Origin of the sequence: Aeromonas sp. ASNIH2 (genome assembly GCF_002934795.1) — a bacterium.
Classification (GTDB): domain Bacteria; phylum Pseudomonadota; class Gammaproteobacteria; order Enterobacterales; family Aeromonadaceae; genus Aeromonas; species Aeromonas caviae.
The window spans coordinates 3,594,839-3,606,577 of record NZ_CP026406.1 but is presented as its reverse complement, the minus strand read 5'-3'; the positions used below and the strand labels follow the sequence as shown (position 1 = coordinate 3,606,577).

Annotated in this window: 8 protein-coding genes and 1 pseudogene; 7 read left to right on the top strand and 2 right to left on the bottom strand. The window is 64.2% G+C overall.

Features of this window, described 5'->3' with window-relative positions; translation table 11 throughout:
* Nucleotides 1–80: 80 nt before the first annotated feature.
* From C3F36_RS17260 to C3F36_RS17235, 7 genes and pseudogenes are all read left to right on the top strand, one after another.
* Nucleotides 81–1,808 carry a glycoside hydrolase family 9 protein gene (locus C3F36_RS17260; protein ID WP_104455526.1) on the top strand — a complete coding sequence of 576 codons (1,728 nt, stop codon included), beginning with the start codon at nucleotides 81–83 and terminating at the stop codon, nucleotides 1,806–1,808.
* A gap of 104 nt (nucleotides 1,809–1,912) precedes the next feature.
* The gene (locus tag C3F36_RS17255) at nucleotides 1,913–2,785 is read left to right on the top strand and encodes a BadF/BadG/BcrA/BcrD ATPase family protein (protein WP_104455525.1); all 873 of its coding nucleotides are present in this window, start codon (nucleotides 1,913–1,915) and stop codon (nucleotides 2,783–2,785) included.
* A gap of 67 nt (nucleotides 2,786–2,852) precedes the next feature.
* Nucleotides 2,853–4,576, top strand: a pseudogene (locus C3F36_RS17250) (beta-N-acetylhexosaminidase).
* 77 nt (nucleotides 4,577–4,653) lie between these two features.
* A complete protein-coding gene (locus tag C3F36_RS17245) occupies nucleotides 4,654–6,072 on the top strand; it encodes an IS66-like element ISAs21 family transposase (protein ID WP_004576012.1) in 1,419 nt (472 codons plus the stop codon).
* A 27-nt stretch (nucleotides 6,073–6,099) separates the two neighbouring features.
* Entirely contained in the window at nucleotides 6,100–6,246 is a 147-nt protein-coding gene (locus tag C3F36_RS23360) for a hypothetical protein (RefSeq protein ID WP_158656138.1), read from the top strand.
* Nucleotides 6,247–6,438: 192 nt separating this feature from the next.
* Complete coding sequence (locus tag C3F36_RS17240) at nucleotides 6,439–7,992, top strand: methyl-accepting chemotaxis protein (protein ID WP_045525191.1); 1,554 nt, start codon at nucleotides 6,439–6,441, stop codon at nucleotides 7,990–7,992.
* A gap of 66 nt (nucleotides 7,993–8,058) precedes the next feature.
* A complete protein-coding gene (locus C3F36_RS17235) occupies nucleotides 8,059–8,409 on the top strand; it encodes an MGMT family protein (RefSeq protein WP_039040524.1) in 351 nt (116 codons plus the stop codon).
* A gap of 82 nt (nucleotides 8,410–8,491) precedes the next feature.
* On the opposite strand, the gene C3F36_RS23615 is transcribed toward C3F36_RS17235, so the two are convergent.
* Entirely contained in the window at nucleotides 8,492–8,662 is a 171-nt protein-coding gene (locus C3F36_RS23615) for a hypothetical protein (protein ID WP_164882955.1), read from the bottom strand.
* A 115-nt stretch (nucleotides 8,663–8,777) separates the two neighbouring features.
* Nucleotides 8,778–11,399: a type I DNA topoisomerase gene (gene topA / locus C3F36_RS17230; RefSeq protein ID WP_010673895.1), complete on the bottom strand. Its 2,622-nt coding sequence runs from the start codon at nucleotides 11,397–11,399 to the stop codon at nucleotides 8,778–8,780.
* Nucleotides 11,400–11,739: the final 340 nt, after the last annotated feature.

The window sequence follows — 11,739 nt, the reverse complement described above, 5'->3', positions numbered from 1 at the left end:
CGGCCATGCCTCGCGTCGGGGCCGCAAGGCCCCGCAATGAGCCTCGCCCGCCAGGGGCGAGCCTTCGGAGTAAGACCTTGATGGAACTTTTGATCAACCAGGTGGGTTACGAATGTGACGGGGAGAAGAGCGCCCTGCTGCAGTGCGGCGCCGACCTCGATATCTGCGGCCACGTCAGGTTGCTGCGCCAGGAGGACGACCACCTTTTGCTGGAGACGCCGCTGGTGGCAGCGGGATGCGTCCCCGGCTGGCAGGGGCGCCACTACTGGCGGGCCGATTTCTCCGCCTTCACCGAGCCCGGCTACTACCGGCTGGAGGCCGTCGTGACCACGGAAGCGCAGGAGCGTCTGGTGCGCTCCCCCCCCTTTGCCATCGACCGAGGGCTGCTGGCACGCCGCTGCCTCTCCGATGTCATCCACTACTTCAAGGGACAACGCGCCAGCGGCACCTTCGACCGGGCGGACCGCAGGGCACGCCTCTTTGGCACCGATCAGCACCGGGACGTACATGGCGGCTGGTTCGACGCCAGCGGCGACATGAGCAAGTACCTGAGTCACCTCTCCTACGCCAACTACCTCAATCCCCAGCAGACCCCCATGGTGGTCTGGTCCCTGCTCAAGTGCCGGGAGCTCCTGGCGACACGTCGCGACATCGACGGGATGAACCTGTGCAAACGGCTCAATGACGAGGGGCTGCACGGGGCGGATTTTCTCTGCCGGATGCAGGACGAGCGCGGCTTCTTCTACATGACCCTGTTCGACAAGTGGAGCAAGGATCCCGAGCAGCGGGAGCTGTGCGCCTATGCGACCCAGCAGGGGATCAAGTCCGCCCGCTGGCAGGCGGGTTTTCGCCAGGGGGGCGGCATGACAATCGCCGCCCTGGCCCGCGCCGCCCGGGAATCGAGTGGCGGCGACCTTGACACAAGCCAGTACGCCGAAGCGGCCAGACGCGGCTACCTGCACCTGCGCGAGCACAACCTCGCCTACCTGGACGACGGGGTCGAGAACATCATCGACGACTATTGCGCCCTGCTGGCGGCGGTCGAGCTCACCAGAACGCTGGGCGCCGAGTGGCTCGCTGAGGCACGGGATCGGGCCGGCCGGCTGTGCGCCCGCCAGCGCGCCCACCCCGATCTCGGCCACCATTGGGCCGCCAACGACGATGGCTCTCGCCCCTACTACCACGCCGCCGAGGCGGGCCTGCCGGTACTGGCACTGCTGGAGTATCTCGCCATCGAGCCGGATCCGGCGCGCCAGTGGGCGGCCCGGACCGTCGCCGAGCAGGCCCTGGCGGCCGAGCTGGCCCTCGCGGCCCGGGCAGGCAATCCCTTCGCCCTCGCCCGCCAGTATGTGAAAGGGGTCGATGAGGCGCCCCGGGTGAGCTTTTTCATGCCCCACCACAACGAATCCGGTTACTGGTGGCAGGGGGAGAACGCCCGGCTGGCGTCACTCGCCACCATGGCATTTGCTGCCGCACAGCACCTGCCCGGGCAGAGCGCACTGCTCTGCACCTTCGGCCAGCAGCAGCTCGACTGGATCCTGGGGAAAAACCCCTTCAACGCCTGCATGCTGGCGGGTCAGGGCATCAACAACCCGGAATACACCGCCGGCTACCCCAATGCGCAGGGGGGGATCTGCAACGGCATCACCGCCGGCTTCAATGACGAAAATGACGTGGCCTTTATTCCAGAGGCGTACAAGGATCGGCTGGATCAGAACTGGCGCTGGGGGGAGCAATGGATCCCGCACGCCGCCTGGTTCGCCCTGGCCATCACCTGGCAGAGCGCACAAGGAGGCCACCATGATTGAGAGCGGTTCACACATCACTCGCACCGGGGAGAGCCCTGGATCCTCCATACCGCCAGCCAGGTTTACCCTGGCCATCACCTGGCAAAGCGCGCAGGGAGGCCCCCATGATTGAGTTCTGGGTCGGGGTGGATGGCGGCGGCACCCACACCCGGGCCCGCATTCGCAACAACGCAGGCAAGCTGCTCGGCGAGGGGCGCGCCGCCGGCTCCAATCTGGAGCTGGGCATCGCCCTCGCCCACGGCCATGTGCTGGCTGCCATCGATCAGGCCCGCATCGACGCGGGTCTGCCCAGGGAGAGCGAACAGCGGATGGGAGTCGGGCTCGCACTCGCCTCCGCCGAGCTCGCCGACTGCTACCACGCCATGCTGACCATGCCCTTCCCGTTTGCGCGGGTGAAGCTCACCTCCGATGCCTTTGGTGCCTGCCTCGGCGCCTTCGACGGCCAGGAGGGGGCCATCCTGATCGCGGGCACCGGCTCGGCGGGGCTCATCTACCGGGAGGGACGCCTTCGCACCTGCTCGGGTCGCGGATTCCCCGTCTCGGATCTCGGCAGCGGCGCCTGGCTCGGGCTGCGCGCCATCCAGCAATCCCTGCTCTGCCACGACGGCATCCTGCCCCCCAGCACCCTGGCGGTGCGCCTGATGGATCACTTCAAGCGGGATCAGGCCGAGGTGGTGCGCTGGGCTGCGCGCGCCATCCCGGCCGACTATGGCCGCTTCGCCCCCTGGGTCTTCGATGCCGCGAGCGACGGGGACGATCTCGCCACCGCCCTGCTGGATGAGACCTATGCCCAGCTCGGCATGCTGCTGGAGGGCATGACCCAGCTCGGGGCAGACCGGATCGCCCTGCTGGGCGGCATCGGCACGCGCCTCGCCCCCCGTCTGGGCCACTTCCATCTGGTCGCCCCCAAGCGCGACGCGCTGGAGGGGGCCATCCTGTTTGCCAGGACGGAGGCGCTGCCATGTCTGCATCCCTGAGCCTGGCCGGGCCGACAACACCTGCGGGACAGGTTCCCGTTTCCTTCACCCCATCAGAGGAATTCCCATGTCCGCACCCCTGATCCACACCCGGGTCGATCACCGTGACGGTGACGATGTCTGGTTTCGCTTCACCCTGAGCCAACTGCCAGCAGCCCCCTGGAAACTCCACTTCTGCCTCGCCCGCCAGATCGATCCCCACTCGATCGAAGGGGGCACCCTGGAGCGTCAGAGCGGCAGTTACAAGGTCATGGTGCCCCATGAGGGGGTGAGCGAGCTGCTCTTCTGTTGTCGCAACACCCCGCTCAAGCATGACTCCGATATGCCCAAGGGTTTCTTCCTGAGCCTGGAGAGCAAGGGACAGCTGCAACCCCTGGTGCTGGAGGGGGAAGACCTTGGCCTGACCAACCCGCCCTCCCCGGGCCCCGACCTGCCACAGGTGGAGGCCGTCAATGGCCTCGTGCCCCAGCCCGCCCACCTGATTTATACAGAAGGCAACTTCCGGCTGGCCGAGCGGGCCCACGTCGACGGCCCCGTTCCCCTCGCCTCCCTGCTAGCCCATTTCAACGAGCTGACAGGCCTGGCCCTGACCCAGGATCACGATGCGGAGATCCACCTCGTCGAGGCGACACTTCCCCCCGAGGGGTATGAGCTCACCATCACCCCTGAGGAGATCGTCATCCGGGCCGCCGGCGAGGCGGGCTGGCGACACGGGCTGGTGAGCCTGGCCCAGTGGGCGCTGCAACACGGAGAGAGCCTGCCCTGCCTGACGGTGCGGGATGCACCGCGCTTCGGTTTTCGCGGCATCTTCCTCGACTGTGCCCGCCACTTCCACTCCATCGCCACCCTCAAGCGCCTGCTCAAGCAGATGAGCCTCTACAAGTTCAACCGCTTCCACTGGCACCTCACCGATGACGAGGGGTGGCGCCTGGAGATCAAGGCCTTCCCCCAGCTGACCGCCGTGGGAGCCTGGCGCGGGCATGGCCTGGCGGTGGGGCCCCAGCTGAGCGGCGGCCCCGACCCTTATGGCGGTTACTACACCCAGAGCGAGGTGCGCGAGCTGGTCGCCTACGCCGCCGGGCTTGGCATCACCATCATTCCGGAAATAGACATCCCGGGGCACTGTCACGCCGCCATCAAGGCGCTGCCCGAGCTGCTGGTGGAAGAGGCAGACCGCTCCCGCTACCTCTCGGTGCAATATTTCGACGACAACGTGCTCAACCCGGCCCTGCCCGGCACCTACGAGTTCCTGGACGCCGTGATGGACGAGGTGTGCGATCTCTTCCCCGGGAGTCAGGTTCACATGGGGGGGACGAAGTGCCCACCGGCGTCTGGACCGACAGTCCCGCCTGCCAGCAGCTCATGGCCGAGCAGGGGTATCAGGATTGCCGCGAGCTGCAGGGGCACCTGCTGCGCCACTGCCAGCAGTACCTGACCAGCAAGGGCAAGCAGATGCTGGGGTGGGAGGAGATACTGCACGGTGACAAGGTGAGCCGGGAGGCCACCGTCTTCGCCTGGACCAGCTTCCAGGCCGGCCTGGATGCCGCCGCATCCGGTTACCCCGTGGTGATGGCGCCTGCCCAGCACCTCTATCTGGATCTCGCCTGGAGTCAGGACATCCACGAGCCGGGACTCTACTGGGCGGGTACCCTCAACCTGGCGCAGGTGCATGCATGCGATCCTGCCCCGGCCGATTTCCATGCCAACGATAACATCCTGGGGGTGCTGAGCCCCTTGTGGTCGGAACTGATCACCTCTCGCGATCGTAACTGTTCACCCAGATGGCATTGACAGGAAAAAGTGAGACGATCATCCCTTGATCCACTGTTGCCCCTTGCCTGATCCCGCCAGCTTGGCACCATCACGTCATGAGCAAACCCATTACGCCACCACCCGGCCTGCCGCTGACCCTCGAGCAAGCCAACGAGCTGATTTACAAGCTGATGGCGCGCATCGCCGAGCTTGAAGACCGCCTCAACCAAAACAGCAATAACTCCTCCAAGCCCCCCTCCACTGATGGCTCGGGGACCCCGCCTGCGCGCAAGCGCCCCGCTTCCGGCAAGGCTCGTGGTGCCCAGCCTGGCCACAAGGGGCAGCGGCGTGAACGTCATCCTGAGGACGACCGACTGACGGCAATACCACACTATCCTGCCCGGCAGTGCGCCTGCTGTGGTGAGCAGGTGGTGTCCCATGACAAGCCCTACCGGGTTCATCAGGTGTTTGACCTGCCCGAGGTCAGCTATGTGGTGACAGAGCATCAGCTGTATCGGGGCACCTGCCGTGGGTGCGTCACCACCAGTGAAGCAGCCCTGCCCGATACGGTGAGCCACAGCCAGATGGGGGCTAATCTGCTGAGCTATATCGCTTTGCAGAGTGGTCAGTTCCACCAGAGCATCAGCAAGATACAGCAGCAGCTCAAGCAGCACTTCGGTTTGAGCTTTAGCCGAGGCGCCATCAGTGAAGCGCAAGGCCGGGTCAGCGCCATGCTCACCCCGACCCACCAAGCCATCAAACAGCAAGTGCAGTCTGCCGCCATCATCCATGCCGATGAAACCCGGCACCAGCGGGGCGGTGAGCGACGCTGGATGTGGCTGGCCCTGAGCAAGGTCGCGGTCTGCTTCATGACGGCGTTTGGCCGCGGTCAGGAGGCAGCGAAGCGGTTGCTGGGCAGTGAGCTTGATGGGGTGCTGGTGACCGACCAGTATGCGGGATACCGCTTCATCGACAGCGCCCAGCGCCAACTGTGCTGGGCGCATGTGCTGCGCAACGTGGCGGCGATTGCCGAGAGTAGCGACGCCGTCAACCAGCCTATCGGAGCCCGGCTGGTACTGCTGGCTGACACGGTGTTCAGAACCCGGCATGGCTATGAACAAGGCTGCTTAAGCCGGGAGCAGTACCAGCGAAGGTTGCAGCGATGTCGGCAAAGCTGGCGAAGGCAGCTGGAGCGGGGCAGTGTACTGTGTTCCAAGCGCTACCGTGGGCGCTGCCAGTTACTGCTCAAGGACGATGAGATGCTATGGCGTTTTATGGAAAACGACGAGATAGCGCTGACCAACAATGAAGCGGAGCGGGCGCTGCGTGGCTATGTGCTGTGGCGCAAGGGAAGCTATGGCGTCTGGTCGCATCGAGGCGAGCAGTTTAGGCAGCGTATCCTATCGTTGGTGGAGACGGCCAAGCGATTGGGCCGCTGCCCGCAGGAGTGGCTGAGGGCAGTTGTCAGGTCCTGCATCGAGAAAACCGACTACCCGTTCCCGGAGGAGTTGGTGCTGTCAACACCGTCCCGGTGAACGGTTACTCGCGATCGTCTCGACTACATGTTGTTCCCGCGCATGCTGGCCACGGCAGAGGTGGCCTGGAGCACTCCCGCCCGCAAGGTGTGGGAGCACTTCGTCGCCCGTCTGCCCGGCCAGCTGCACATCCTCGACCAGTTGCAAGTGCGTTACCGGGTGCCACAGAGGTAGTGTTATCTTTTTCTTTTCGGCGACCTTTTGGTCGCCGTTTTTTTACCCATCGACAACAAAAACCCAACCTAGCCCCTACTTTTCATCTGCCTTTGTTGGCAAAATAAGGCCCCCGATGAAACCAGACAGGGGATGCACCTCCCTGCGGTTCCGCCACAATAACAATCAGCAAACAGATCGGAGCTTACCCTTATGGCCCGCAAACACGCCCAGGTCGTGGACAGTGAAGTGGAATTTCCCGCCGACGTGCAACTCGTTTCCACCACGGATCTGCGCGGCGTCATTACCTACGCCAACCCCGCCTTCTGCCGCATCGCCGGTTACCAGGTCGATGAACTGGTCGGCCACAACCACAACCTGGTTCGCCACCCCGACATGCCCAAGGCCGCCTTCGCCGATCTCTGGGATCGCCTCAAGGAGGGCAACCCCTGGCGGGGAGTGGTGAAAAACCGCTGCAAGGATGGCCGCTATTACTGGGTCGACGCCTACGTCACCCCCATCTACGAGCACGGCAAGATAAGCGGCTACCAGTCGGTGCGCTGCAAGCCAGAACCCCAGCTCAAGCAGGCTGCCGCCCAGGCCTATCGGGCCCTGCTTTCGGCCGAGCAACGGGGCACCCCGGCCCGCCCCTCGCTGCGCCGTTTCAGGCCGCTGATGCTCGGCCTGCCGCTGCTGGCGCTGCTGGTCTGGGCCGCCCTCACCCAGGGCCCCCTCACCGCGCTGCTGATGCTGCTTCCCCCCCTCGTCATTGCGGGCGCCTACTGGCGCGAGCTCATCGCCTTGCCCCGCTATCTCAGGCAGCTCGGTCAGCAATATGACAGCCTGACCCGGCTGGTCTATTCGGGGGATGCCCCGGGTGCCATCGCCGATTTTCACCTGAAGATGCTGCAGGCCCGGATCCGCACCGTGCTGGGGCGGGTCGACGATGCCACCCATCCGCTTCAGGCTCTGGCAACCGATCTGCAGGACTCCTCACACCGCGCCTTCCTCGACATCAACGAGCAGGATGCCCAGACCCAGCAGATGGCGGCCGCCATGACCCAGATGGCCAGCACCGCCCACGAGATTGCCCGCAACATCCAGGACACCAACGGCCAGGTGACCGAGGCGCGCAGCAGTTGCCAGAGCACGGTGGAACAGCTGGACCAGACCCAGCAGCAGATGACCAGGCTGGCCAGCCAGGCGGAGCAGGCCTTCCACTCCGCTGTGGAGCTCGCCAGCGAGTCGGAGCGCATTGGCAGCGTGATGGGTGAAATCCAGGGCATCGCCGAGCAGACCAACCTGCTGGCCCTCAACGCCGCCATCGAGGCCGCCCGTGCTGGCGAGCAAGGGCGCGGCTTTGCGGTGGTGGCGGACGAGGTGCGCACCCTGTCGACCCGTACCCACAAGGCGACCGAGCAGATCCAGGGCAGCATCAGCCAGATCCAGCACACCCTGGAGCGCTGGCAGGGCATGATGCAGGACAACCTGGCCCAGACCCGGGAATGCGTCGAGATGACCCGCCAGGGATCAGGCAACCTGCACCTGGTGCTGGGGGAAATCGATCAGGTGACCGAATTCTCCACCCAGATCGCCGCCGCCGCGGAGCAGCAGCAGGTGGTGGTGGAGGAGATCAGCCGCAACATCCACCAGATCTCCGAATACTCCCGCGCCAACAGCCAGAAGATCCAGGCGGTGGACGACTCCAGCCAGGAGCTGCTCAGGCGGGCCCGCGAGCTCAGGGGACTGAGCCAGACCTTCGGCTGACAGATTGCAAGCCCCATGACAGAAGCGCCACAATGGCGCTTCTGCTGTTTTTGACGAGCCATCATCATGAGAACGAACGCGCCCCCCCTGGACAAGACGGCCCGCATCGAGGCGATCCTCGCCCTGATCCCCCCCGGCCGCGTGGTGAGCTACGGCCAGGTGGCGGATCTCGCGGGCCTGCCCGGACGGGCACGACTGGTGGGAAAAGTCTTGCGGGAGACCGACAAGGTGCTGCCCTGGCACCGGGTGCTGGGGGCGGCAGGCACCATTTCGCTGCCAAAAGGATCCGCAGGCTTTGACAAGCAAGCGGGGCTGCTGCAGGAGGAGGGGGTGCCCGTGATTGGCGGGCGGGTCAGGATGCGGGAGTGGCAGTGGCAGCCCGACCTGGCCGAGCTGCTCTTTCTGGTTCCCTTCTGACGAGGCTGACACGTCCCGAAGGGATGGGCGTTCTTGCAACAAAGGGAGGGCATCTGTGGTCGCCCTCCGTCACGTTCCTTCCCTAGTCGCCGGCAATGGGCCCCAGAATGTCATCGCTGCGCACCTGTACCGGGATGGTCTCATCCTCCCGTTGCAAGAGCACCAGCAGACTCTGTCTGTCCACCTCCAGCACATAGGCTGTCCCTTCACGGGTCAGGCAGGTCATGCCCGGCCGTATTTCATGTATCTCCATGACAACTCCCTGTCTTGCGCTGCCATCCATGCAGCCATTCCAGTATATCGCCATCCACCAACAAAGAAGCCCCTCGCAAGGGGCCTCTTTCATCATGCTGTGAGCGGCGTCGCCATCAGGCTTTCTTCGCCTTGGGCAGGCTCTCCTGCCATTTTCCGTTGTCGTAATGGGCTGTCCAGCCGGTCGCCTTGCCGTTGACCTCGGTCATCACGTACTGCTCCTTGGTCTTGCGGCTGAAGCGCACCACGGAGGCGTTTCCGTCAGGATCTGACGCCGGGGCGTCCGCCAGGTACTGGTGCTTGGGGGAGAGGCGATCGCGGAAGCGCTTGAGCTCCTCCACCAGGGGCGCACGGGTCTCGCGGGATTTGGGGAAGTTGCTGGCGGCCAGGAAGAGGCCGGCAGCGCCGTCCCGCAGCACGAAGTGGGCGTCCGACTGGGTGCATTTCAGCTCGGGCAGGGGTACCGGATCCTCTTTCGGCGGCGCAATGTCGCCATTTTTCAGGATCTTGCGGGTGTTCTTGCAGCTCTCGTTGGTGCAACCCATGTATTTGCCGAAACGGCCGTTCTTGAGCTGCATCTCGGAGCCGCAGCGATCGCACTCGATGCTCGGCCCTTCGTAGCCCTTGAGCTTGAACTGCCCCTGCTCCACCTCGTAGCCATCGCAATCCGGGTTGCGACCGCAGACGTGCAGCTTGCGGCTGTCGTCGATGATGTAGGCGTCCATGGCGGTGCCGCAGATCCCGCAACGATGCTTGGCTCGCAGCGCATCGGTTTCCGCCTCGTCCCCGTCGGTGGCGGAGACGAACTCGTCCGCACTGACCAGGTTGATGGTCTTCTTGCAGCGCTCCTTGGGCGGCAGGGCATAGCCGGAGCAGCCGAGGAAGACGCCGGTGGTGGCGGTACGGATACCCATCTTGCGGCCACAATCCGGGCAGTCGATATCGGTCAGCACCATCTGGTTGGCACGCATGCCCCCCTCTTCATGGGGCTTGTCGGCCTGCTCCAGCTCCTGGGTGAACTCGGCGTAGAAGGCGTCGAGCACCTTCTTCCACTCCAGGCTCCCCTCGGCGATGCCGTCGAGCTTGTCTTCCATCTTGGCGGTGAACTCGTAGTTCATCAGCTCGACGAAGTTTTCCACCAGGCGGTCGGTGACGATCTCCCCCATCTTCTCGGCGAAGAAGCGGCGGCTCTCGACCCGCACATACCCACGGTCGACGATGGTGGAGATGATGGAGGCGTAAGTGGACGGACGGCCGATGCCGCGCTTTTCCAGCTCGCGCACCAGGGCCGCTTCGGTGAAGCGGGCGGGCGGCTTGGTGAAGTGCTGGCGCGGATCCAGCTTGACCAGTTTCAGCACCTCACCGACGGTCACCGCCGGCAGCTGGCTGTCTTCACCCTTGCGGCCCATGGGCGGCAGGGCCTTGGTCCAGCCGGCGAAGCGCAGGGTGCGGCCACGGGCCTTGAGCTCGAACTCCCCTGCCTTGACGGTCAGGGTGGAGGAGTCGTACTGGGCCGGGGTCATCTGGCAGGCGACAAACTGGCGCCAGATGAGGTCATAGAGCCGCATGGCATCGGGCTCCATCCCTTCCAGCATCTCGGCAGTCACCTGGACGCTGGAGGGGCGGATCGCCTCGTGGGCCTCCTGGGCATTGGCCTTGGCGCCGTAGAGGTTCGGCTCGCTCGGCAGGTAGGCGGCACCATACTGCTCGCCGATGTATTCCCGCACCGCATCCACCGCCTCTTTGCTGAGGTTGGTGGAGTCGGTACGCATATAGGTGATGTAACCCGCTTCATAGAGACGCTGGGCCATCATCATGGTCTTCTTGACCCCGAAGCTCAGACGAGTAGAAGCCGCCTGCTGCAGGGTGGACGTGATGAAGGGAGCGGAGGGCTTGGAGCCGGTCGGCTTGTCTTCCCGGTTGACCACCTTGTAGTCGACCCCTTCCAGGGCCGCCACGGCGGCGAAGGTCTCGGCCTGGGTCACCGGCTTGAAGTCGGCACCATTGCGGCTGACCACCTCCATGCGCAGCTCGCTCTTCTCGGCGGTGAGCAGGTCGGCGTTGAGATCCCAGAACTCCACCGGCACGAACGCCTTGATCTCCCGCTCCTTGTCGACGATGAGGCGCACCGCGACGGATTGCACCCGACCTGCGGAGAGGCCGCGGGCCAGCTTCTTCCACAAGAGCGGGGAGACCATGTAGCCCACCACCCGGTCGAGGAAACGACGGGCCTGCTGGGCGTTGACGCGGTGAATGTTCAGCTCGGACGGCTGGGCGAACGCCTCCTGGATGGCGCTCTTGGTGATCTCGTTGAACACCACGCGCTTGTAGCGGCTGTCGTCGCCACCGATGATCTCGCGCAGGTGCCAGGCGATCGCTTCCCCCTCTCTATCCAAGTCGGTTGCGAGATAGATGGTGTCGGCCTTGGCGGCCAGACTTTGCAACTCGCTGACCACTTTTTCCTTGCCGGGCAAAATCTGGTAGTTGGCCTGCCAGCCTGCGGTCGGGTTGATGCCCATCCTTGAGAACAGGGCGTTGCGATCCTTGGCCGCCTTCTCGGATTCGCTGAGCTTGATGCCGCGAATGACAGGTTTTTTGGGCTCGGTGCTGGCGCTGCCGCTGGTCGGCAGATCGCGCACGTGGCCTACGCTGGATTTCACCACGTAGTCCTTGCCCAAATATTTGTTGATGGTCTTGGCCTTGGCCGGAGACTCCACGATGACCAGTGATTTGCCCATGCTGTAACTATTATCCTCATTGCACCCGACGGGGTTGGCGTGCGGTTTTGTGGGGCTGTATAAGAGATTTGACGGGAAAAAGCAATCTTGCGGGTCAATTTGCCCGACAGCCCGAACCGCCCTGCTTCTTTATTTATTAATGCGAAGCCGGGGCGCGGGAAGCAACCGCTTTTTTGTTTTTATGCTATATCCCCCCCTTTTTTAGATTGGAAATGACATATCCAGCCACCCTTGTGACATAAAAACCCATTCTGGTTATCAGCTTGTTACAAAGGATGAAATCTCTTTATAATGGCCGCACACCGCAGCTTTGTGCGCGGAAGGAACCGCTCCCCATATA

Bases quoted from the DNA above. Each gene is read 5' to 3' on its own strand.
- C3F36_RS17260 (WP_104455526.1), top strand. From the start codon at position 81: ATGGAACTTTTGATCAACCAGGTGGGTTACGAATGTGACGGGGAGAAG.
- C3F36_RS17255 (WP_104455525.1), top strand. From the start codon at position 1,913: ATGATTGAGTTCTGGGTCGGGGTGGATGGCGGCGGCACCCACACCCGG.
- C3F36_RS17245 (WP_004576012.1), top strand. From the start codon at position 4,654: ATGAGCAAACCCATTACGCCACCACCCGGCCTGCCGCTGACCCTCGAG.
- C3F36_RS23360 (WP_158656138.1), top strand. From the start codon at position 6,100: ATGTTGTTCCCGCGCATGCTGGCCACGGCAGAGGTGGCCTGGAGCACT.
- C3F36_RS17240 (WP_045525191.1), top strand. From the start codon at position 6,439: ATGGCCCGCAAACACGCCCAGGTCGTGGACAGTGAAGTGGAATTTCCC.
- C3F36_RS17235 (WP_039040524.1), top strand. From the start codon at position 8,059: ATGAGAACGAACGCGCCCCCCCTGGACAAGACGGCCCGCATCGAGGCG.
- C3F36_RS23615 (WP_164882955.1), bottom strand. From the start codon at position 8,662: ATGGAGATACATGAAATACGGCCGGGCATGACCTGCCTGACCCGTGAA.
- topA (WP_010673895.1), bottom strand. From the start codon at position 11,399: ATGGGCAAATCACTGGTCATCGTGGAGTCTCCGGCCAAGGCCAAGACC.